General features: G+C 72.8%; 17 protein-coding genes. 7 read left to right on the plus strand and 10 right to left on the minus strand.

The window, feature by feature from the left end:
* Positions 1–5: 5 nt before the first annotated feature.
* The 9 genes from ACIF9R_RS15485 to ACIF9R_RS15525 form a co-directional block, all read right to left on the minus strand.
* Positions 6–1,526, minus strand: coding sequence for an NCS1 family nucleobase:cation symporter-1 (locus tag ACIF9R_RS15485; protein ID WP_399979490.1), 1,521 nt, complete (start codon positions 1,524–1,526; stop codon positions 6–8).
* A 27-nt stretch (positions 1,527–1,553) separates the two neighbouring features.
* A complete protein-coding gene (locus ACIF9R_RS15490) occupies positions 1,554–2,555 on the minus strand; it encodes a TIGR03842 family LLM class F420-dependent oxidoreductase (RefSeq protein ID WP_399979493.1) in 1,002 nt (333 codons plus the stop codon).
* A gap of 11 nt (positions 2,556–2,566) precedes the next feature.
* Positions 2,567–3,958 (minus strand): dihydropyrimidinase, encoded by a 1,392-nt coding sequence (hydA, locus tag ACIF9R_RS15495; protein WP_399979496.1) that lies wholly within the window; start codon positions 3,956–3,958, stop codon positions 2,567–2,569.
* 108 nt (positions 3,959–4,066) lie between these two features.
* Positions 4,067–4,909: a nitrilase-related carbon-nitrogen hydrolase gene (locus ACIF9R_RS15500; RefSeq protein WP_399979498.1), complete on the minus strand. Its 843-nt coding sequence runs from the start codon at positions 4,907–4,909 to the stop codon at positions 4,067–4,069.
* A 156-nt stretch (positions 4,910–5,065) separates the two neighbouring features.
* On the minus strand, positions 5,066–6,625 hold the full coding sequence (locus tag ACIF9R_RS15505) for a PucR family transcriptional regulator (protein ID WP_399979501.1): 1,560 nt from the start codon (positions 6,623–6,625) through the stop codon (positions 5,066–5,068).
* Between the two features lie 30 nt (positions 6,626–6,655).
* Positions 6,656–7,942, minus strand: a complete 1,287-nt coding sequence (locus ACIF9R_RS15510; RefSeq protein ID WP_399979503.1) for an aspartate aminotransferase family protein — start codon at positions 7,940–7,942, stop codon at positions 6,656–6,658.
* Positions 7,939–8,781: a nitrilase-related carbon-nitrogen hydrolase gene (locus ACIF9R_RS15515; RefSeq protein ID WP_399979505.1), complete on the minus strand. Its 843-nt coding sequence runs from the start codon at positions 8,779–8,781 to the stop codon at positions 7,939–7,941. Before ACIF9R_RS15515 ends, ACIF9R_RS15510 begins: the two co-directional genes overlap by 4 nt.
* Before the next feature lie 170 nt (positions 8,782–8,951).
* Positions 8,952–10,343, minus strand: coding sequence for a hypothetical protein (locus tag ACIF9R_RS15520; protein WP_399979508.1), 1,392 nt, complete (start codon positions 10,341–10,343; stop codon positions 8,952–8,954).
* Positions 10,344–10,463: 120 nt separating this feature from the next.
* Positions 10,464–10,724: a helix-turn-helix domain-containing protein gene (locus ACIF9R_RS15525; RefSeq protein WP_399979510.1), complete on the minus strand. Its 261-nt coding sequence runs from the start codon at positions 10,722–10,724 to the stop codon at positions 10,464–10,466.
* Positions 10,725–10,757: 33 nt separating this feature from the next.
* Between ACIF9R_RS15525 and map the strand changes: the two genes are divergently transcribed.
* The 7 genes from map to ACIF9R_RS15560 all read left to right on the plus strand — a co-directional run bounded on the left by map (position 10,758) and on the right by ACIF9R_RS15560 (position 19,526).
* Positions 10,758–11,534, plus strand: a complete 777-nt coding sequence (gene map, locus ACIF9R_RS15530) for a type I methionyl aminopeptidase (protein ID WP_399979512.1) — start codon at positions 10,758–10,760, stop codon at positions 11,532–11,534.
* A gap of 392 nt (positions 11,535–11,926) precedes the next feature.
* Entirely contained in the window at positions 11,927–12,037 is a 111-nt protein-coding gene (locus ACIF9R_RS15535; RefSeq protein WP_399979514.1) for a keywimysin-related RiPP, read from the plus strand.
* 25 nt (positions 12,038–12,062) lie between these two features.
* Positions 12,063–13,913, plus strand: a complete 1,851-nt coding sequence (locus ACIF9R_RS15540) for a lasso peptide isopeptide bond-forming cyclase (RefSeq protein ID WP_399979516.1) — start codon at positions 12,063–12,065, stop codon at positions 13,911–13,913.
* A 48-nt stretch (positions 13,914–13,961) separates the two neighbouring features.
* Complete coding sequence (locus ACIF9R_RS15545) at positions 13,962–14,216, plus strand: lasso peptide biosynthesis PqqD family chaperone (RefSeq protein WP_399979518.1); 255 nt, start codon at positions 13,962–13,964, stop codon at positions 14,214–14,216.
* Positions 14,213–14,650 (plus strand): lasso peptide biosynthesis B2 protein, encoded by a 438-nt coding sequence (locus tag ACIF9R_RS15550; protein ID WP_399979521.1) that lies wholly within the window; start codon positions 14,213–14,215, stop codon positions 14,648–14,650. The genes ACIF9R_RS15545 and ACIF9R_RS15550 overlap by 4 nt, the downstream gene beginning before the upstream one ends.
* A 464-nt stretch (positions 14,651–15,114) precedes the next feature.
* Positions 15,115–16,896 carry an ABC transporter ATP-binding protein gene (locus ACIF9R_RS15555; RefSeq protein WP_399979594.1) on the plus strand — a complete coding sequence of 594 codons (1,782 nt, stop codon included), beginning with the start codon at positions 15,115–15,117 and terminating at the stop codon, positions 16,894–16,896.
* A 98-nt stretch (positions 16,897–16,994) separates the two neighbouring features.
* Positions 16,995–19,526 (plus strand): ATP-dependent Clp protease ATP-binding subunit, encoded by a 2,532-nt coding sequence (locus ACIF9R_RS15560; protein ID WP_399979524.1) that lies wholly within the window; start codon positions 16,995–16,997, stop codon positions 19,524–19,526.
* A gap of 49 nt (positions 19,527–19,575) precedes the next feature.
* Here the strand turns inward: ACIF9R_RS15560 and ggt are convergent, their stop codons facing one another.
* Positions 19,576–21,447 carry a gamma-glutamyltransferase gene (gene ggt, locus ACIF9R_RS15565; protein ID WP_399979527.1) on the minus strand — a complete coding sequence of 624 codons (1,872 nt, stop codon included), beginning with the start codon at positions 21,445–21,447 and terminating at the stop codon, positions 19,576–19,578.
* Positions 21,448–21,464 lie beyond the last annotated feature (17 nt).

The following is a 21,464-nucleotide window of genomic DNA, read 5'->3' on the forward strand; positions in this document are numbered from 1 at the left end:
CACGCTCACACCCGCCGGCGTCCGGCCATCAGGGCCATGTACACCATCAGCGACGCCGCGAGGCCCACCGCCCACCCGTAGTCCGCGAGCGGCCGGAGGAAGGGGATCAGCCCGTCCTCCGGGAAGGGCCCCTTCCCGGGGGCCGAGTGGGAGCCGCCGACCGCGAGCACCCCGCCGGCCAGGAAGGCGGCGACGGCGCGCAGGTTCCAGCCGGAGGTGTACCAGTACCGTCCGCCGGGTGTGTACAGGTCGGGCAGGTCCAGGGCGGTGCGGCGGACGATCCAGTAGTCGGCGATGAGGATTCCGGCGACGGTGCCGAGGAGCCCGCCGACGAGACCCAGCCAGGTGAAGATGTACAGCTCGGGTGTCTCGGTGAGCTTCCACGGCATGATCACCACGCCGACGACCCCGGTGATCAGGGCACCGGTGCGGAAGCTGATGATCCGCGGCGCCAGGTTCGCCAGGTCGTACGCCGGCGAGACCACGTTGGCCGCGATGTTCACCGAGATGGTGGCGATGAGCACCGTCACCAGGGCGAAGAGCAGCCCGAAGACGTTGTCGGTCTCGGCGGCGAGCGCGACGGGGTCCCACACCGGGGCCCCGTACACCGCCTGGCTGCCGGAGGTGACGAACACCGACAGCAGAGCGAACAGGGTCATGGTGGTGGGCAGTCCGAGGGTCTGGCCCCACACCTGGGCGCGCTGGCCCGCGCCGAAGCGGGTGAAGTCGGGAATGTTCAGGCTCAGGGTCGACCAGAAGGCGATCATGCCCATGAGGGACGGGAAGAACACCGGCCAGAAGTCGGCGCCCCAGCCGAGCCGCGACGGCTGGTCGAGCAGCGGGCCGAGGCCCCCGGCCTGGTACGCGATCCAGGCGAGCAGGGCGAACGCGCCGACGATGACGAACGGCGCGGCCCAGTTCTCGAACCGCCGCAGGGTCTCCATCCCCCGGTAGATGATGGCCAGTTCGAGCGCCCAGAACAGCACGAAGCACACCCACAGCGTCCACGGCTGGCCGCCGACCTCCGACGCCTCCGCCCAGCCGCCGAAGATCTTGCCGAGCAGCACGAAGATGCCCTGGCCGCCGATCCAGGTCTGGATGCCGAACCAGGCGCACGCCACCCCGGCCCGGAGCATCGCCGGCAGATTGGCGCCGCGCAGCCCGAACGAGGCACGGGCCAGCACCGGGAACGGAATGCCGTACTTGGGTCCGGCGTGACCGGTGAGCAGCATCGGCGCGAGCACGATGACATTGGCCAGCGCGATGGTGAACACGGCCTGCTTCCAGTCCATCCCCAGCGCGACCAGACCGGAGGCCAGCAGCCAGGAGGGGATGTTGTGCGCCATCCCCACCCACAGAGCGGTGAAGTTGTACGTCGTCCAGCGGCGGCGGGCCAGCGGAACGGGCAGCAGGTCGTCGTTGACGAAGCGGCTGTCGGTGAGGGCGGTGCCCGGCGGGAGCTCGACGCGTCCCGCCGGGTCGGATATCGGTCTGTCGGACGGCGTGGGCGGGACGGTGGCGGTCATGGGCGTGTCCTTCGGGGGTGGTACCGGTCAGCGGTCGAGTGCGGGGATGATCTCCGCGCCGTACGCGTCGATCGTCGTCTCCTGCGCGTCGTGCATGTCGTAGACGGCGAACTGGTCCACGCCCAGGTCGCGCAGCGCCGTCAGCTTCTCGATGTGTGCCTCGGCAGGGCCGAGCAGGCAGAACCGGTCGACGATCTCGTCGGGGACGAAGTCGGTGGACGGGTTGCCGGCCCGTCCGTGGTGGCTGTAGTCGTAGCCCTGCCGCCCCTTGATGTACGCGGTCAGCGCCTCGGGGACCATGCCGGAGTGCTCGCCGTATCGGGAGACGAGGTCGGCGACGTGGTTGCCGACCATGCCGCCGAACCAGCGGCACTGTTCGCGGGCGTGCGCCAGGTCGTCACCGACGTAGGCGGGAGCGGCGACGCAGATGGTGACGGAGCCGGGGTCCCGCCCCGCCTCCTCGGCCGCGGCCCGTACCGCCTTCACCATCCACTCGGTGAGGTAGGGGTCGGCGAGCTGGAGGATGAAGCCGTCGGCCTTCCGCCCGGCGAGGGCCAGGGCCTTGGGCCCGTACGCCGCCATCCAGACGGGCAGCCGTCCGTCGCGCACCCACGGGATGCGCAGCGGCTGCCCGTCGACCTCGCTCTCGCGTCCCTCGGCGAGGTCGCGGATGGCGTCGATCGCCTCGCCGAGACGGGCCAGGGTGTTGGGCCTGCGTCCGGCGACGCGCATCGCGGAGTCGCCGCGGCCGATGCCGCAGACGGTGCGGTTGCCGAACATGTCGTTGAGGGTGGCGAAGGTGGAGGCGGTGACCTCCCAGGTGCGGGTGCCCGGGTTGGTGACCATCGGGCCGACCTTCAGTTTCGTGGTGTTGGCCAGGATCTGGCTGTAGATGACGAAGGGCTCCTGCCACAGCACGGCGGAGTCGAAGGTCCAGCCGTGGGTGAAGCCGTTGCGCTCGGCGCGCTTCATCAGGCTGACCACCCGCGAGGCCGGCGGGTCGGTCTGCAGTACGAGTCCGAAGTCCATGCGCGGTGCTCCTAGATGAGGTACTGACAGGTGGAACGTGGGGTGTAGACGCCGTGCCCGGCGCGCCCGGTGTACTCCCGCCCGGTGATGACGGGGACCCCGCGCGAGAAGACGGTGTCGACCCGGCCGGTGACCCGCTTGCCCTCGTAGGCCGAGTAGTCGACGTTCATGTGGTGGGTGTCGGCGGAGATGACCTGCTCGGCGCCCGGGTCGTAGATCACGACGTCGGCGTCGGCGCCCGGCGCGATGGTGCCCTTCTTCGGGTAGAGGCCGAACATCCGGGCCGGGGTGGCGCAGGCGATCTCGATCCAGCGGCGGCGGGAGATGTGCCCGTCCAGGACGGCCTGGTGGAGGAGGTCCATGCGGTTCTCCACGCCCGGGAGCCCGTTGGGGATCCTGGAGAAGTCGCCGCGGCCGAGTTCCTTCTGGCCCGCGAAACAGAAGGGGCAGTGGTCGGTGGAGACCACTTGGAGGTCGTTGGTGCGCAGGCCCCGCCAGAGGGCCGCCTGGTGCTCCTTCGGCCTGAGCGGAGTGCTGCACACGTACTTGGCGCCCTCGAAGTCCGGCTCGGCGAGGTTGTCGGTGGACAGGAACAGATACTGCGGGCAGGTCTCGCCGAAGACGTTCAGGCCTTCGTCGCGGGCCCTGGCCAGTTCGGCGACGGCCTCGGTGGCGGAGACGTGCACCACGTACAGCGGGGCACCGGCGACCTGGGCGAGCCGGATGGCGCGGTGAGTGGCCTCGGCCTCCAGGAGGGCCTTGCGGACCTCGCCGTGGAAGCGCGGGTCGGACTCGCCCCGGGCCAGGGCCTGTTCGACGAGTACGTCGATGGCGATGCCGTTCTCGGCGTGCATCATGATCAGCCCGCCGTTCTCGGCGGAGCGCTGCATGGCGCGCAGGATCTGGCCGTCGTCGGAGTAGAAGACGCCGGGGTACGCCATGAACTGCTTGAAGGACGTGACCCCTTCCTGTACCAGGAGATCCATTTCCTTCAGCGTCCCGGCGTTGACGTCCGAGACGATCATGTGGAAGCCGTAGTCGATGGCGCAGTTGCCCTCGGCCTTGGCGTGCCAGGCGTCCAGGCCCTCGCGCAGGGAGTGGCCCACGCTCTGCACCGCGAAGTCGACGATGGTGGTCGTACCGCCCCAGGCGGCGGCCCGGGTGCCGGTCTCGAAGGTGTCGGAGGCGAAGGTGCCGCCGAACGGCAGCTCCATGTGGGTGTGGGCGTCGACACCGCCCGGGATGACGTACTTGCCGGTGGCGTCGACGGTGCGGTCGGCGGTGAAGGCGTGGCTGCCTGCGGAGGCGAGGGCCGCGATGCGGCCGTCCTCGATCAGGACGTCGGCGTGGATCTCGTCGGAGGCGGTGATGACGAGTCCGCCGCGGATCAATGTTCGGCTCACGGGTCACTCCTCGCGGTGGGTACGTGCGGGTTGTGTACGGCCGGTCGCGCCCGCGCGGCCGGCAGCCGCACATCGGACGCGGTCCCGCGCCCCTGGGTGTGCTGCCCTTCAGGGAGTGGTCAGGGGGCCGTACGAGCCCGGGGCGCGGTCGCGGTAGAACTGCCAGCGGTCGCGGACCTCCCTCAGCTTCGCCAGGTCCAGGTCGCGGACGACGAGTTCGGTCTCCTTGTCGCTCGCCGGTTCGCCGACGAACCGGGCCTCCGGGTCGACGAAGTAGCTCGTGCCGTAGAAGTCGTTGTCCCCGTACTCCTCCACGCCCACCCGGTTGATCGCGCCGACGAAGTACTCGTTGGCGACGGCGGCCGCCGGCTGTTCCAGCTGCCAGAGGTAGCCGGACAGTCCGCGTGAGGTCGCGGAGGGGTTGAAGACGATCTCGGCGCCCGCGAGGCCGAGCGCGCGCCAGCCCTCGGGGAAGTGCCGGTCGTAGCAGATGTAGACGCCGATCCGGCCGGCCGCGGTGTCGAAGACGGGCCAGCCGCTGTTTCCGGGGCGGAAGTAGAACTTCTCCCAGAACCCCCGCACCTGGGGGATGTGCGTCTTGCGGTACTTGCCGAGGTAGGAGCCGTCGGCGTCGATCACGGCGGCCGTGTTGTAGAGGACTCCGGGCTGCTCCTCCTCGTACATCGGCAGCACCAGGACGATGCCCAGCTCCCGCGCGAGCGCCTGGAAGCGCTGCACCACGGGGCCGTCGGGGATGCGTTCGGCGTACGCGTAGAAGGCCGGATCCTGCACCTGGCAGAAGTACGGCCCGTAGAACAGCTCCTGGAAGCAGAGCACTTGGGCGCCCTGGGCGGCGGCGTCGCGGGCGGCCTGCTCGTGGACCTGGATCATCGACTCCTTGTCGCCGGTCCAGGCGGTCTGGAAGACGGCGGCACGGATCACTCGGCTCATCGGGACCTCCGGTCGCTCGGTGTGCGGTGAGCCTAGGGAGGCCGTGCGCCCGCGGTGAGGTGCACCGTGTCACGTCTGCGGGGGTGCGGCGTGTCACCGTGTCACCCCTCGATGGGCCCATGTCTCACCGCCGTTGCCGCAGGTGGTTCGCTTGTTTCAGCGCCGTTGCGCGTCGTGCGCGAGGAGTGCGATGTGCACCGAGGCGGCCTGCTCGAAGTCGTCGAGGTCCACGCCCAGGCGGACCTGTATCGCCTCCAGCCGGCGGTAGAGCGCGGGCCGTGAGACATGGTGGAGCTGCGCGGTCCGGGACTTGTTGCGGCCGGTGGCGAGGTAGGTGCGCAGCACGGGGAGCAGGTCCTCGTCCGGATCGCCCAGCAGGCCGTTCAACTCCCGCTCCGCGAAGGACTGCACCTGGGGGTCGTCCCGCAACAGCCGGATCAGTCCGCGCAGATGGACGTCGCGGAGGCGGACCACGACCGGCAGGTCGAGCGCCGCGGCGGAGTCCGCCACCGCGTCCGCGACGTGCCGGGCCTCGCGCAGCCCGGCGGGCACGTCGTCGAAGGAGGTGCGGGCGCCGGCCGCCGCGACCACGACGGGCACCCCCTCCGGCTCGGCCCGCAGCCGCGCGGCGAAATGGGTGGTGAGGGCGTCGGCGTCCTGGTCGGGGGCCAGGCTGAGCAGCACGGCGGTCGCGGAGCCGGACAGTTCGGCGACGATCCCGGGCAGCCCGAGCAGGCGCAGCACACGATCGAGCCGGGCCGCGTCCCGGCCGCGCACGACCAGCGGCACGAAGGTGCGCCGGTTCACCGGCAGCCCGGCCGCGCGCGCCCGGGGCAGCAGCTGCCGGGCCGGTACGGAACCGCCGACCAGGTCGGTCAGCAGGCTCTGCGCGGACTGTTCCTCCCAGGAGCAGGCGCCTCCACCGAGCATGCGGTGCAGCACGAGGGCCTCCGCGGCGCGGTCCGCGAGCAGCCGTCCGGTGGCGGTGTCGCCCCGGTAGCCGCACAGGACGATCCGGCCCCACCGCTCGCCCCGTCCGCCGAGTTCGGCGCGGATCCAGCCGTCGCCCTCACGGCCGCCGGCCTGCCGGGCGACACGTTCCCAGTCGCGCAGGACGTCGTCCACGGCCGGCCGCTCCCCCGCCGTGCCGAGGACCCGGTGGGCGAGGTTGGCGACGACGACGGGGCAGCCGCTGTGCCGGGCCACCTCGTCGAGCAGGCGCTGCAACGGTGCCCCGGTGGTGATCAGCGCGGTGAGTTCGGTGCGCACGGCCTCGGAGAGACTGACGGCGGCGAACTTGCGCCGTACCAGCCGGGACTGCACCTCCTCGGTCAACTGGGCGAAGGGGAAGGGGCGGTGGAGGACCACCAGGGGCAGTCCGCACCGTTCAGCCGCCCGTCGCATGGCCTCCGGCGGGGCCGGGAAGGCCCGGCCGAGCCCGAGGACCACGGCGGATGCCTCCGCGCGGTGCAGGGAGCGGACGTACTCCGCCTGCTTGCCCTCGTCACCGGCGAGCAGCACACCGGTGGTGAGCACCATCTCGCCGCCGCTGAGCATCACCCCGACGTCGGCCGCCTCGGCGACATGGACCCAGCGCACCGGCCGGTCCAGCCGGCCCGCGCCGGCCACCACCTCGGGCTCCCCGGCGAGGACCCGCTCCAGGGCGAGGACCTGCCGGACCGAGAGGGCCGGTGCCGGTGGCTCCCAGGTGGTCATGGCCGCGTCCTTCTGCTCGGTGTACCGCTCCTACCGGATGCTCCGCAGTGCCTGTTCGAGGATGTCGGCGCCCTCCTCGGCCTCCGCGACATTGAGGGACAGCGGCGGGGCGACCCGCAGGGCGCTGGTGTCGTGTCCGCCGCCCTTGCCGATGAGCAGGCCGCCCTCGCGGGCCGCCTCCAGGACGGCGGACGCCGCCTCGGGGTCGGCCTCGTCGGTGCCGGGTTTCGCCAGCTCGATGCCGATCATCAGCCCGCGTCCGCGTACCTCCCGTACGGCCGGGACCTGGGCGGCGGCCGCCCGCAGCCGCTCGATGAGCAGACCGCCGACCCGGCGGGCGTTGCCCTGGAGGTCGTGTTCCAGCAGGTAGGTGAGGTTGGCGAGGCCGGCCGCCATGGTGATCTGGGTGCCGCCGAAGGTGGAGATGCTGTTCGAGTCCAGGCAGTTCATGATCTCGGCACGGGCGACGACGCCGCCGATGGACATGCCGTTGCCGATGCCCTTGGCGAAGGTCAGCATGTCGGGCGGGCCGCTGCGGCTGTGTGCCTGCCAGCCCCAGAAGTGCTCGCCGGTGCGGCCCCAGCCGGTCTGCACCTCGTCGGCGATCCACAGGATGCCCCGCTCGTGCAGCACCTCGCGGAAGGCCGCGTACAGCCCGTCGGGCGGCGAGGTGAAGCCGCCGACGCCCTGGATGGGTTCGGCGATCAGCGCGGCGGGCGGACGGGTGTGGCCGAGGAGGTCCTTGAGGTCGTCGACGCAGGCCGCGACGAAGTCGTAGTCGTCGAGTGCGGCGAACGGGCCCCGGGTGCGCACGCCGCCGTGCACGTAGAGCGTCTGGAGCGGGGAGAGCGAGGTGGGGGACCAGCCGCGGTTGCCGGTGATGCCGACCGAGCTGAAGGAGCGGCCGTGGTAGCTGTTGCGCATCGCCAGGACCGTGTTGCTGCGCCGGTAGGCGGTGGCGAGCAGCAGGGCGGTGTCGTTGGCCTCGGTGCCGGAGGTGGTGAAGAAGACCCGGGCGTCGGGGATGCCGCTCAGCTTGGCGATGCGTTCGGCGAGGTCCACCATCGGCCGGTTGAGGTAGAGGGTGGAGGAGTGGACGATCCGCCCGGCCTGTTCGCTCACCGCCTTGGTGACCTCGGGCAGGGCGTGGGCGGTCATGGTGGTGAGGATGCCGCCGAAGAAGTCGAGGTAGCGGTTGCCCTCGGAGTCCCAGACGTGGCGTCCCTCGCCGTGGGTGATCTCCAGGGGCTGCTCGTAGTAGAGGGCGAGCCAGTCGGGGAGCACGGAGCGGTGGCGGCCCAGCAGGTCGTCGGTCACGGCCGCACCAGCCCCTCGTAGGCGTCGGGGCGGCGGTCGCGGTAGAAGGCCCACTGCTGCCGCACCTCGTCGATGAGGTCGAAGTCCAGGTCGCGGATCACGAGTTCCTCCTTGCTGTCGCTGGCGACGTCGCCGACGATCTGTCCGCGCGGGTCGACGAAGTACGAGGTCCCGTAGAAGTCGTTGTCCCCGTACTCCTCCACGCCCACGCGGTTGATGGCGGCGACGAAGTACTCGTTGGCGACGGCCGCGGCCGGCTGCTCAAGACGCCAGAGGTGGGACGAGAGGCCGCGGTGCGTGGCCGACGGGTTGTAGACCAACTGCGCTCCGTTGAGACCGAGTTGTCGCCACCCCTCGGGGAAGTGCCGGTCGTAGCAGATGTAGACGCCCACCTTGCCGACGGCGGTGTCGAAGACGGGCCAGCCGAGGTTGCCGGGACGGAAGTAGAACTTCTCCCAGAACCCCTTGACCTGGGGGATGTGGTGCTTGCGGTACTTGCCGAGGACGGTGCCGTCGGCGTCGATCACGGCCGCGGTGTTGTAGTAGTGGCCCGGTTGCTCGACCTCGAACACCGGCACGACGAGCACCATGCCGGTCTCCCGGGCCAGCTCCCGCATCCTGCGGGTGGTCGGGCCGTCGGGGACGGGCTCGGCCCAGCGATAGTGTCCGGGGTCCTGGACCTGGCAGAAGTAGGGGGCGTTGAACACCTCCTGGAACCCGATGACCTGCGCGCCCCGCCGGGCCGCCTCGCGGGCGTGCGCCTCGTGTTTCGCCAGCATGGACTCGGTGTCACCGGTCCAGGTCGCCTGGACCAGAGCGGCACGTACGACATGGGTCATGAGCTGCTCCTCGGACGCGGCGTCAGCGCCTCTACGCCCGTAGAAAGGGGTCGTAGAGGGTCGAACGTAAGCCTCTCGGGCGGCCTTGCCAAGACCATCGTCGTCAAGGCCGCGGAGTCGATCGTGATTGACACCCCTGTGGGTGAGCCGGCCGGTGCGCCGGTCCTCGCTCAGGTGGCGAATCCCACGACGCGCAGCGCGTGCAGCAGCTCGCGGTGCCGGGTGTCGGAGACCGCCCGCGCGGCGGTCAGGAGCAGAGGGACGAGCCTGCGCGGATCGGCGGCGGCCGTGCGCGCCGCGTCCACCGGGGTGCGCATCCGGACGCAGGCGTCGAGCAGGGCCCGTGCCTCCCCGTGCCGCGCCTGCGCGTCCAGGGTCAGCACGGCCTGCCCGATCTCGTCGGCCGGGCGTACGACACCCTGTCTGAGGATCTGGTCGCCGTCCTCCGCGCGGCCCGCCGCGGCGAGCGCGTCGGCCGCGGTGGCGAGCCGGTCGGCGGGCTGCGCGGCGGCGGCCTCCCACAGCAGCGTCGCCCAGTCGGCACCGAGCCCGGCCCGCCGCATCGCGTCGGCCAGCAGCGGGAACCGTGCGGCGGGCGAGTACGCGACCTCATTCAGCAGCGCGTGCGCCTCGCCGCCGCGCCCCTCGCCCCGCAGCCGCGCGAGCGTGGCCACGGTGCGGGCGACCTCGCGCCGGTCGGCCGCGTCGGCGGGCCGTTCGCTCCAGGACTCCGCCTCCGGCTCCCCGGCCGCCCCGGCGAACCGCGCGCCTCGCGCGCCGGGATCGACCGCCGGCAGGCTCGGCACGGCGGCGGGCGGTACGGGGACGGGCCCGCTCCCCTCGTCGTCCGCCGCTCCGGCGAAGCGTGCCCCACCCCGGCGCCGCTTGCGTCTCCCGGGGGCGGGCGCGGGCTGTCCCGTTCCGCCGGCGTGTGCGCGGTCTCCGGGGCCGGACGGCCCACCCCGGCCGGCGGGGGACGTCCGGCCCGGGTCGGGGGTCGGGCGGGGGTTCTCGTACCTGCCGTGCGGTGGCGGAGGGTGTCCCGCCCGGCGGGCGTGGCGGTCGAGGGCGGCCGTGCGCGCGTTGATCTCCGCGCACCGCGCGGTGGCGCGTGCGTGGTCGTCCTCGGCCCAGGCGAGGTCGTCGCGGAGGGCGCGGGCCTCCTCGGGGGTGGCCGCGGAGGCGAGCCGGCGGGTCAGTTCCGTACGGCGCTCCGCCGCGTACCGCTGTTCGCGCAGCATGACGTCGAGCCGGTCGCTCAGGGCTTCCCGGGCCCCGGGCCGGGCGTCGTACGCGTCCAGCGCGGCCGTGTGCAGGGAGCGGGCCCCCGGCGCCTCGGCCTCGGCGGCTCCGGGACCGTAGGCGGTGGCGAGGTCCTGGAGCAGGGACTCCATCACGTCCCAGGGCGGCGGCTCACGCCCCTCCAGGCACGCCCGCATGCTCTCGGGGTCCCGCCGCCAGAACACCAGGCACCAGCCGCCGTACCGATCGAGGCGCGTCAGCAGATCCCGCAGGTAGTTCGTGAACTCCCGGACCGGGTCCTGGAGTTGCTCAGCCGTCATGGTCAACTCCCGCCGGTTCCGGAGTACTCAGCTCCGTAGGCAACACCCGTCGTGTTACAGCGGCGCTACGGTGAGTTTTCCGGCGGGATGCGAACCCGGTGCCGGGCCTGGCGGCCGGGCTCAGGCGGCGATCGACGGGTCCGGCGCGCAGCGCTCCACCAGTACGTCCATCGACAGCCCGAGCACGCCGGCCAGCGCGGCCACGGTGAAGAACGCCGGGGTCGGGGCCCGTCCGGTCTCGATCTTCCGGAGGGTCTCCGGGGAGATCCCGGCGCGCGCCGCGATCTCCGCCATGCTGCGATCGCCGCGCGTCTCGCGCAACAGCCGGCCGAGCCGCTCGCCGCGTTCGCGCTCTTCGGGGGTCAAGGGGGTGCGCACCATGGAGCCCATTCTAATACCGGTATAGTAATTGGCATGATGGAGCTCAAGACCGACACATCGATCGATGCCATGTACGAGGCCGGCCAGGTCGTCGCGAGCGCGCTGACGGCCGTGCGCGAGGCCGCCGACGTGGGCGTCTCCCTGCTCGAGCTGGACGAGGTGGCACGGGAGGTGCTGCGTGCGGCGGGTGCCACCTCGCCCTTCCTGGGCTACCGGCCGTCCTTCGCCCCGACGCCGTTCCCCGCGGTGATCTGCGCCTCCGTGAACGACGCGATCGTGCACGGCATCCCGGACGGGTACCGGCTGCGCGACGGAGACCTGGTCTCCATCGACTGCGGTGCCCAACTGGGCGGCTGGGCCGGGGACTCGGCGATCAGTTTCACCGTGGGCACCCCGCGTCCGGCCGACGTGGCGCTGATCGGGGCCGCCGAGCGGGCGCTCGCGGCGGGCATCGAGGCGGCCGTCGTCGGCAACCGCATCGGCGACATCGCCCACGCGATCGGCACGGTGTGCCGCGGCGCGGGCTACGGGATCATGGAGGACTTCGGCGGCCACGGCATCGGCCGCCGTATGCACGAGGACCCGGCGGTGCCGAACGAGGGCAGGCCGGGCAGGGGGATGCCCCTGCGGCACGGCATGTGTCTCGCGATCGAGCCCATGCTCATCGGCGGCGGCACGGACTCCTACCACGCCGCCCCGGACGGCTGGACGCTCCGCACGAACGACGGCACCCGGGCGGCGCATGCGGAACACACGGTGGCGATCACCGAGAACGGGCCGCGGGTGCTGACGGCCCGCCGAACCGAGTGAGAACCGGTCGCTCCTTGTCACCACGCACGAAGCGGAATCGGCGTTGCGCGGTAGAGTTCCGCGAACGCGCCCCGGCGGCTCCCTTCCGCAACCAGGCCGGGAGCGGTGCGCCGGGCGAGCATTCCGGCACGGGAGTCGAGGTGAAAACGTTTCTTCTCGTAGGCGTCCACACCATGCGCGCACACGCGCAACGCCCGTGCGGACGAGATCGAGCCGACCGGCAGACGGAATCCCTGAGCGTTTACACATAGTCGTACTTTTTCGCACCTTCTTGCCCTGCCCGGTAGTTCTGGCGCTAGCTGGGTGCCGCGCCGCTCCTCGCCCCGGCTCCCGATGAGCCACGGGCACGTCGACGAGGGGAGTGGCCGGGCAGTCAGCACACGAGGAGAGTCATGAAGAAGGCATACGAAGCGCCGACCCTCGTCCGCCTCGGGACGTTCCGCAAGGAGACCGGGCTCCTGCTGAAGAACGGCAACGACCGGCTGATCTTCAGCAAGAACTGACGGACGACGGCACCGACCCGACGTCATGACACCACTGCACGCACGTGCGGGGACGGGCCCCGGCGACGCGCACTTCGCGGTCTTCACCGACTGCGAGGACGCGGCCGCCGTGGCCCGCTCCTTCGCCCGGCCCGGTTGCCGGATCGTGAACCATCCCTCGGGCCGGCCCTGGCTGGTCGGCCACTGGCACGACGACGAGTCCGTCACGGTACGCGCCGGTGACGCCGCCCTGGCCGTCATCGGGTGCTGTCCCGTGGAGGAGGACGAACTACGGCGCAGGGCCGCGCGGTTGCGCGACCTCGCGGAGGTCGGCGCGCTGGCCCGCAGCCTCCCCGGCAGCTTCCACCTGGTGGCCGCACTCGACGGGAGGATCCGCGCCCAGGGCACGGCCTCGGGCCTGCGGCTGGTCTTCCACGCGAGGATCGCCGGTACCCGGGTCGTCGCCACCCGTGCCGACATACTCGCCGACGCCCTCGGCCTCGACCCCGATCCCGCGGAACTGGCCGTCCGGCTGATGTGGCCCGTCCCGTACCCGCTCCACGAGACGTCACTGTGGCCCGCGGTCACCGCCGTACCCCCGCACGAGGCGGTGATCGTCGCTCCGGACGGGCACACCGCCCGGCACTCCCGCTGGTGGACGCCGCCGGAGCCGGTGGTGCCGCTGGCCGAGGGGACCGGCCCGGTGCGGGCGGCACTCCGGGAAGCCGTCGGCGCGCGGACCCGGCACGGCGGTGTGGTCAGCTGCGACCTGTCCGGCGGGCTGGACTCCACGTCCCTGTGCTTTCTCGCCGACCGCTCCCCCGCCCGCGTGGTGGCCTCCACCTGGCCGGGACGAGACCCGGCGGACACCGACCTGTACTGGGCCGAGCAGGCCGCCCGGTACCTCCCGGACGTCGAGCACCTGGTCTGGGACGCCGACGCCTCGCCCCTGGTCTACGACGATCTGCTGGACATCGACGACGTGCTGGACGAACCCACCGTCGGCGTCATGGACCGCTCCCGTGCCCTGCACCACCTGCCCGGACTCGCCGCGCGCGGCAGCCGCGTGCATCTGACCGGCATCGGGGGTGACCACGTGACCTGGTGTGCCGAGGCCTACTACCACCGGCTGCTGCGCACCAGTCCGCTGCACGCCCTGCGGCATCTGCGCGGGTTCCGGGCCCTGTGGCAGTGGCCGCTCGGCGGCACCGTCCGCGCCCTGGCCGACACACGGCCGTACGGGAAGTGGCTCGCCGACGCCGCCGGCCAACTGCGCGCCCCGTCCCCGTCCTCCGTCGCCTCGGGACTCGGCTGGAGCGTGGCCCCCCGCCTGTTCCACTGGGTGACCGCAGACGCCGAGCGGCTGGCGCGGCGTGCCCTGCTCGACGCCGCGGCGTCGGCCGCGCCCCTGCACCCCGACCGGGGCATGCACGCGGACCTGGAGCAGATCCGGGTGACCACCCGCGTCATCCGGCAGTGGGACCACATGGCGGCCCGGACCGGTCTGCCCATGGCCTCGCCCTTCTTCGACGACCGGGTCATCGAGGCGTGCCTCGCCGTACGCCCGGCCGAGCGCGTCACACCGTTCCGGTACAAGCCACTGCTGACCGCCGCGATGAGCGGGGTGGTTCCCGAACCGTGCCTGCGCAGGACGAACAAGGCCTCGGCCTCCATGGACGCCTCCAACGGGCTGCGCGAGAACCGTGCCGACCTGCTGGCGCTCTGGGAGGACTCCCGGCTGGCGCGGATGGGCCTGGTGGACGCCGCCGAGCTGCGCCGTCTCGCCCGTCGGCCGGCCTCCCCCGGGCTGTCCGACGCCATCCTCTACTCGACGATCGCCGCCGAGGTGTGGCTGCGCGGGCTGGCCCGCAGCCGCGGCGGTACCCGTATCCCGTAGCCCTCCGCGGCCGTGGGGGTCCTGCCCACGGCACAGAAAGGCAATGCCATGTCCCTGCGTTTCGACGCGCACGTCTCCACGGCCGAAACCGACTACGGCACCGTGCTCCTGGACGAACGGGCCGGTGCCTACTGGGAGTTGAACCCCACCGCCACACTGGTGGTACGGACGCTGCTGGACGGCGGCGAGGTCGCCGACGCGGCCGCCGCCCTGGTCCGCGAGTTCGACATCGAGCGGGCGCAGGCCCTGCGGGACGTCGAGGCACTCGTCGGTGACCTGCGCGAGGCGGGGCTGGCCTCATGACGACGCCCAGCGCGCTGGAACGCCCCACCGGTGTACCGCTCGGGCAACGGCTTGCCGCCCGGCTGGTGCTGGTGCCCGCCCTCGTGCTCACCCTGCTGCCGCCGCGCCGCATCCGCAGCGTGCTGGGCGTGCTGCGACGCGGCGCGGCGCCCGCCACCGCCGTCGAGGCACAGGCCGCGCGCGACGCCCTGTGTGCCGTCAGCCTGCGCTGCAGCGGACCGAAGGGGTGCCTGCCGCGCTCCCTGGGCGCCGCACTGCTGTGCCGGCTGCGGGGGACGTGGCCGACCTGGTGCACGGGCGTCCGTGTCGTGCCGCCCTTCACCGCGCACGCCTGGATCGAGGCCGAGGGACACCCCGTCGGCGAAGGCCTGCCCGACGGCTACTTCACCCGACTCGTCTCCGTGGAACCCGTCTCCCCTCCACCGTCCCGATGACCGGCCACCCGCCCCCCGCCGAACCGACACCCCACACCCCAGCGGCCCCCGGCCCGGCACACCCCGGACCGACGACCGACCACCCCGCAGTCCCCCGCCGGACCCGCCCCGCCCGCCCGCCCGACAGCCCATCGCATGCCGGGGCATCGAGCGGCGTCCCGGGCGTGGACGGGCGTCGGCGGACCTGCTCCACCGGGCCGGCGGCCGGCACCCCGGCCAGGGACGCGGAACAGCGGACCGACCCCACCGGGCCAACCCCCGACACCTCGGCCGAGGACGCAGGACACCGGCCAACCCCCGAGCCCTTAGCCGAGGACGCAGGACACCGGCCAACCCCCGAGCCCTTAGCCGAGGGCACAGGACACGGGCCGGCTCCCGAGAACCCGGCCCAGGACGCAGGACAGCAGACCGACCCCAGCGGGCTCCCGGCGGACCCGGGTGGGGATCGGTCCACCCGGGCGGCGATTCGTACGCTCTACCGCCTCACCGCCGGACACCGGCGGGCCATCGGGCTGGCCGTCCTGCTGACCCTCGCGGGCTCCGCGCTCGGGCTGGCCCAGCCGCTCGTGGCCCGGGAGACCGTGGACGCGAGCAGCCGCGGGCAGGTCGTCTGGCCGCTGCTGGGGCTGCTCGGCGTGCTGTTCGTCGCCGAGGCCGCCACCGGCTCGGTGGGCCGCTTCCTCCTGGAGCGCACGGGCGAGGGCGTCGTACGGCAGCTCCGCCTCGGCCTGGTCGACCGGCTGCTCCGGCTGGAGATGCGCGCGTACGACCGCCACCGCGGCGGCGACCTCGTCTCGCGCGTCACCGCCGATACGACCCTTCTGCGAGAGGTCATCTCCCAGGCCCTGGCCGACCTGGTGACCGGGAGCATCGTCGCCGCCGGGGCGCTCGTCCTGATGGCGCTGCTCGACCCGCTGCTGCTGCTCCTCGTGGTGCTGACCGTGGCCGTCGCGGCCGGTGTCGTCACCTCGCTGCTCAAGGCGATCCGGTGCGCCTCGGAGCGTATGCAGCACGCGATCGGGGCCATCGCCGCCGACCTGGAGCGGGCACTGGGCGCCCTCCCCATGGTCCGGGTGCACCGCGCCGAGGCACGGGAGGCGGCCCGCGTCGGCGCCCGGGTGGCCGAGGCCCATGACGCGGGCGTGCGCACCGCGAAGCTCGCCTCCGTGATGAGTCCCGCCGTCGAACTCGCCGTCCAGGGCTCCTTCCTCCTCGTCCTCGTCATCGGTGGCCTGCGCGTGGGCGGACGGTCGGGCTCCCTGGGTGACCTCGTCGCCTTCCTGCTGTACGCCTCGTACCTCGTCCTGCCGCTGTCCTCCCTGTTCCACTCGGTGGGACAGATCCAGCGGGGCATGGGCGCCCACCGGCGGGTCGAAGAGGCGATGCGCCTGCCCGTCGAGCACACCGGTCCGGTCGCCGCACCGGTCCGCCCCACCGTCCGGTCCCGCCCAGGGGCACCGGCCGACGGCGGCGAGTCGCCCGCCCTCGCCCTCGACGACGTCCACTTCGGCTACGAACCGCGCCGGCCCGTCCTGCGAGGCGTGTCCTTCGCCGTCGCCCCGCGCGGTCAGGTCGCCCTGGTGGGTCCCTCGGGCGCCGGGAAGAGCACGGTCTTCGCCCTGGTCGCGGGCTTCTACGAGCCGGACTCGGGAACCGTGCTCTTCGACGGCCGGGCGGCCGGCGAACTGGGCCGCGACGCGTGCCGGCGCCGCGTCGCCGTCGTGGACCAGAACACCCACGTCGTGCACGGCACCCTGCGGGAGAACATCGCCTACGCCGTGCCCGACGCCCCGGAGAGGGAACTCCTGCGCGTGGTGGAACTGGCGCGGCTCGAGGAGGTCGTCGAGCGGCTGCCCGGCGGTCTCGACGCCGTCGTCGGCGAGCGCGGGAGCACGCTCTCCGGCGGCGAACGCCAACGCGTGGCACTGGCCAGGGCCCTGCTCGCCCGCCCCGCCCTGCTGCTGCTCGACGAGCCCACCTCCCACCTGGACGCGATCAACGAAGCGGCGCTGACCACGGTGATGAAGGAGGTGGCGCGGGAGTGCGCCGTGCTGGTCGTCGCCCACCGCCTGTCCACCGTGCGGCACGCCGACCGGATCGTCGTCCTGGACGGGGGCCGCACGGTCGGCCAGGGGCGGCACGAGGAGCTGCTGGCGGCGAACCCCCTCTACCGGGAGCTGGCCACGAGCCAGATGCTGCGTCCGGGCGACCGTCGCCGCACGGGCCGTGCTCCGTCCCCCTCCTGACATGCCCGCCCAAACGGATCGTGTCATCGTTGACATGAGCGAGCCCCGGCCGGGTTACCCGGCCCCGGCACGTCGACCCAGCGAAGGAACGGATGACCATGACGAATGGTTTCGTCGGCCCGGAGGGTGACCCGTTCGCAGAATTTCTCGCCCGCTTCTTCGGCGGACAGCGCCCCCGTCAGATAGACATCGGCAGGCTCCTCAGCCAGCCCGCCCGGGAACTGGTGCGCGGAGCCGCCCAGTACGCCGCCGAGCACGGCAGCCGGGACCTGGACACCCAGCACCTGCTGCGCGCCGCCCTCAGCGCCGAGCCGACCCGGAGCCTGCTCAGCCGGGCGGGCGCGGACCCGGACTCGCTCGCGTCCCAGATCGACGACCGGTCGGGCCCCGTCCAGCACGAACCGGGCGAAGCCCCGCCGCCGACCTCGCTGTCCCTGACCCCCGCCGTGAAGCGGGCGCTCCTGGACGCGCACGAGTTGGCCCGGGCGAGCGGCGTCGGCTACATCGGCCCGGAGCATGTGCTCAGTGCCCTCGCCGCCAACCCCGACTCGGCCGCCGGGCACATCCTCAACGCCGCCCGGTTCGCCCCCTCTCCCCCGCCCGAGACACCGGAGGCCCAGCAGTCCCGTGCCGAGCGCCCGCACCCCGCCACGGGCACCCCCACGCTGGACAAGTACGGCCGTGATCTCACCTCGTTGGCCCGCGAGGGCCGTATCGACCCGGTGATCGGACGGGACCAGGAGATCGAGCAGACCGTCGAGGTGCTGTCCCGGCGTGGCAAGAACAACCCGGTGCTGATCGGTGACGCGGGTGTCGGCAAGACCGCCGTCGTCGAGGGGCTGGCCCAGCGGATCGCCGAGGGGGACGTGCCCGACATCCTCCTCGGCCGGCGGGTGGTCGCCCTCGACCTGACGGCGGTCGTGGCCGGGACCCGCTACCGGGGCGACTTCGAGGAGCGGATGAACACCATCGTCGAGGAGATCCGCTCCCACTCCGACCAGCTGATCATCTTCATCGACGAGCTGCACACCGTCGTCGGCGCCGGTGGCGGCGGGGGCGAGGGCAGCTCGATGGACGCCGGCAACATCCTCAAGCCCGCCCTCGCCCGCGGCGAGCTGCACATCGTCGGGGCGACCACGCTGGAGGAGTACCGCCGGATCGAGAAGGACGCCGCGCTGGCCCGCCGCTTCCAGCCGATCATGGTGCCGGAGCCGACCCCCGCGGACGCGATCGAGATCCTGCGCGGCCTGCGGGACCGGTACGAGGCCCACCACCAGGTCCGCTACACCGACGAGGCACTGGTGGCGGCCGTGGAGCTGTCCGACCGCTACATCAGCGACCGCCGGCTGCCCGACAAGGCCATCGACCTCATCGACCAAGCGGGCGCCCGGGTGCGGCTGCGGGCCCGGACCAAGGGCACAGACGTACGGGCCATGGAACGCGAGATCGATCAGCTCACCTGCGACAAGGACCAGGCGGTTGCCGACGAGCAGTACGAGCAGGCGACGCGGCTGCGGGACCGCATCGGGGAGCTGAAGGAGCGGATCGCCCAGGCCGGCGGCGACGACGAGGTCGACGAGGGCCAGAGCCTGTGGGTGGACGCCGAGGCGATCGCCGAGGTGGTGGCCCGGCAGACGGGCATCCCGGTCAGCCGCCTCACGGAGGAGGAGAAGGACCGGCTGCTGGGCCTGGAGCAGCACCTGCACCAGCGGGTCGTCGGCCAGGAGGAGGCGGTGCGCGTCGTCTCGGACGCCGTACTGCGCTCCCGCGCGGGGCTCGCCAGCCCCGACCGGCCGATCGGCAGCTTCCTGTTCCTCGGGCCGACGGGCGTCGGCAAGACGGAACTGGCGCGGGCACTCGCCGAGGCGTTGTTCGGCAGCGAGGACCGGATGGTACGGCTCGACATGAGCGAGTACCAGGAGCGGCACACGGTCAGCAGGCTGGTGGGCGCCCCGCCCGGCTACGTGGGTCACGAGGAGGCGGGACAGCTGACCGAGGTGGTCCGCCGACACCCGTACTCGCTGCTGCTGCTGGACGAGGTGGAGAAGGCCCACCCGGATGTCTTCAACGTCCTGCTGCAGGTCCTGGACGACGGCCGGCTGACCGACGCGCAGGGCCGGACGGTGGACTTCACCAACACCGTCATCGTGATGACCAGCAACCTCGGTTCCGAGGTGATCACCCGGCGCGGCGCCACCCTGGGCTTCGCGTCCGGCGGCGCGGACGCGGACGAGGAAGCGCGGCGCGAGCAGGTGCTGCGGCCCCTGCGGGAGCACTTCCGGCCCGAGTTCCTCAACCGGATCGACGAGATCGTGGTGTTCCGCCAGCTGACCGCCGAGGAACTGCGGCGGATCACCGACCTGCTGCTGGAGGCCACCCGGCGCGGGCTGGCGGGCCGGGGCGTCTCGGTGGACTTCACCGATGGGGCCGTGGACTGGCTGGCCGAGCGCGGCTTCCAGCCCGAGTACGGCGCCCGGCCGCTGCGCCGCACGATCCAGCGCGAGGTCGACAACCAGCTGTCCCGGCTGCTTCTGGACGGCCGGGTCCAGGAGGGCGGCCGGGTGACGGTGGACACCCAGGACGGGCACCTGACCTTCCGTACCCAGGAGGCACCGGCGCCCGGGCTGTGAGCCGCGCGGAGGGGCGCCCCGGTTCCGTCCGGGGCGCCCCTCCGCGGCACTAGGGTGCCGGACGCACCACCATGGCCGAGCCGCCGCCCCTGCGGTCCTTCTCGGCCGCCGCGAGCCACTTGCCGCCCGGCAGCCGCTGGATACCGGTGGTCGCGCCGATCTCCGGGTTCTCCCGGAAGGAGTGCCCGATGGCTTCCAGACTCCGCCGCAGCTCACTGTCGTACAGGCCGGGTTCGAGGTCCGTCTGCGCCGTGTTGCGCTGGCTGGCGCGCGGCGCGGCGATCGCGTCGGCCAGGGGCAGTCCGCGGTCGAGGAAACCGGTGAGGGTCTGCAGGACGGTGGTGATGATGGTGGAGCCGCCGGGCGAGCCGAGCGCCACCACCGGCCGGTCGTGCCGGTCGAGCACGATCGTCGGTGAGATCGACGACCGGGGCCGCTTGCCCGGGCCGGGCAGGTTCGGGTCGTGCACGGCCGGGTTCGCCGGAGCGAAGGAGAAGTCGGTGAGTTCGTTGTTGAGCAGGAAGCCGCGTCCGGGCACGGTGATGCCGCTGCCGCCGGTCTGCTCGATGGTGAGGGTGTAGGCGACCACGTTGCCCCAGCGGTCGGCGGTGGTGAGGTGCGTGGTGTTCTCGCCCTCGTACGTCGTCGGCGCGGCCTCGCCTCCGGTGGCGCAGGGCTTCGGGTCGCGGGGGTCGCCGGGGGCGAGAGGGCTGGTGAGGACGGCGTCGTCCTGGATGAGGCACGCGCGCGAGTCGGCGAACCGCTGGGAGAGCAGTTCCCTCGTCGGCACGTCCTCGAAGGCGGGGTCGCCGAGCCAGCGCCCCCGGTCGGCGAACGCGATGCGGCTCGCCTCGATGAAACGGTGCAGGTACTGGACGTCGCTCGCCCTGGACAGGTCGGTGCGCTCCAGGATGTTGAGCGCCTCGCCGACCGTCGTGCCGCCGGAGGAGGAGGGCGCGATGGAGTAGACGTCCAGGCCGCGGTAGGAGGTCTTCGTGGGCGGCTGGTCCGTGGCGCGGTAGGCGGCGAGGTCCCGGGCGGACAGGTCGCCCGGACGGGCGTTCCAGCCGGAGTCCGGGTCCACCGGCGGCCTGTTGACCGTACGGACGACGTCCCGCCCGATGGCTCCCCGGTAGAGCGCGTCGACGCCCTTGCGGCGCAGCTCCGCGTAGGTGCGGGCCAGGTCGGGGTTCTTGAAGGTGGAGCCGACGGCCGGGAGTTCACCGCCCGGGAGGAACAGCTCGGCGGTGTCGGGGAAGTACCGGAAGCGGCTCTCGTTCGCGGCGGTCTGCGCGCGGAAGGTGCCGTCGACGGTGAAGCCGTCGCGGGCCAGGCGTTCGGCGGGCTTCAGGACCGTGCCGAGGCCGCGCCTGCCCCAGGTGTCGAGCGCCCGCTGCCAGGTGGCGGGCGTGCCGGGCGTACCGACGCCGAGACCGCTGCTGACGGCTTCGGCGAACGGGATCGGCGCGCCGTCCTCCAGGAAGAGCCCGGAGCCGGCGGACAGCGGCGCGGTCTCGCGGCCGTCGAGGGTGTGCACGGTGCGGGACCTGGCGTCGTAGTGGACGAAGTAGCCGCCCCCGCCGATCCCCGCCGAGTAGGGCTCGGTGACGCCGAGCGCGGCCGCCGTGGCGACTGCCGCGTCGACGGCGTTGCCGCCCTGGCGCAGGATCTCGATCCCGGCGGCGGAGGCGTCGGCGTCGACGCTGGAGACCGCGCCGCCGTATCCGACGGCCACCGGGGCCTTGGGCGGGTGCGGGGCGGGCCGGCCGGGCCGGTCGTGTAAAGCGGGCCCGTCGTGTAAAGCGGGCCAGTCGTGTGAGGCGGGCCGGTCGTGCTCGGCGGGCGGCGCGAACGCCCCCACCGACGTCACGGCGGCACCGGCCGCCAGGACTGCGAGCTTCCGTACGACAGAGCGACGCATCCGCACCTCCGGTAAAG

The sequence above is a fragment of the Streptomyces sp. NPDC086080 genome, assembly GCF_044540255.1.
Taxonomy (GTDB): Bacteria; Actinomycetota; Actinomycetes; order Streptomycetales; family Streptomycetaceae; genus Streptomyces.

What these genes read in the sequence shown, in the direction of transcription:
- ACIF9R_RS15485 (WP_399979490.1), bottom strand. Translation starts at nt 1,526, where the DNA reads ATGACCGCCACCGTCCCGCCCACGCCGTCCGACAGACCGATATCCGAC.
- ACIF9R_RS15490 (WP_399979493.1), bottom strand. Translation starts at nt 2,555, where the DNA reads ATGGACTTCGGACTCGTACTGCAGACCGACCCGCCGGCCTCGCGGGTG.
- ACIF9R_RS15500 (WP_399979498.1), bottom strand. Translation starts at nt 4,909, where the DNA reads ATGAGCCGAGTGATCCGTGCCGCCGTCTTCCAGACCGCCTGGACCGGC.
- ACIF9R_RS15505 (WP_399979501.1), bottom strand. Translation starts at nt 6,625, where the DNA reads ATGACCACCTGGGAGCCACCGGCACCGGCCCTCTCGGTCCGGCAGGTC.
- ACIF9R_RS15515 (WP_399979505.1), bottom strand. Translation starts at nt 8,781, where the DNA reads ATGACCCATGTCGTACGTGCCGCTCTGGTCCAGGCGACCTGGACCGGT.
- ACIF9R_RS15520 (WP_399979508.1), bottom strand. Translation starts at nt 10,343, where the DNA reads ATGACGGCTGAGCAACTCCAGGACCCGGTCCGGGAGTTCACGAACTAC.
- ACIF9R_RS15525 (WP_399979510.1), bottom strand. Translation starts at nt 10,724, where the DNA reads ATGGTGCGCACCCCCTTGACCCCCGAAGAGCGCGAACGCGGCGAGCGG.
- map (WP_399979512.1), top strand. Translation starts at nt 10,758, where the DNA reads ATGATGGAGCTCAAGACCGACACATCGATCGATGCCATGTACGAGGCC.
- ACIF9R_RS15535 (WP_399979514.1), top strand. Translation starts at nt 11,927, where the DNA reads ATGAAGAAGGCATACGAAGCGCCGACCCTCGTCCGCCTCGGGACGTTC.
- ACIF9R_RS15540 (WP_399979516.1), top strand. Translation starts at nt 12,063, where the DNA reads ATGACACCACTGCACGCACGTGCGGGGACGGGCCCCGGCGACGCGCAC.
- ACIF9R_RS15545 (WP_399979518.1), top strand. Translation starts at nt 13,962, where the DNA reads ATGTCCCTGCGTTTCGACGCGCACGTCTCCACGGCCGAAACCGACTAC.
- ACIF9R_RS15550 (WP_399979521.1), top strand. Translation starts at nt 14,213, where the DNA reads ATGACGACGCCCAGCGCGCTGGAACGCCCCACCGGTGTACCGCTCGGG.
- ACIF9R_RS15560 (WP_399979524.1), top strand. Translation starts at nt 16,995, where the DNA reads ATGACGAATGGTTTCGTCGGCCCGGAGGGTGACCCGTTCGCAGAATTT.
- ggt (WP_399979527.1), bottom strand. Translation starts at nt 21,447, where the DNA reads ATGCGTCGCTCTGTCGTACGGAAGCTCGCAGTCCTGGCGGCCGGTGCC.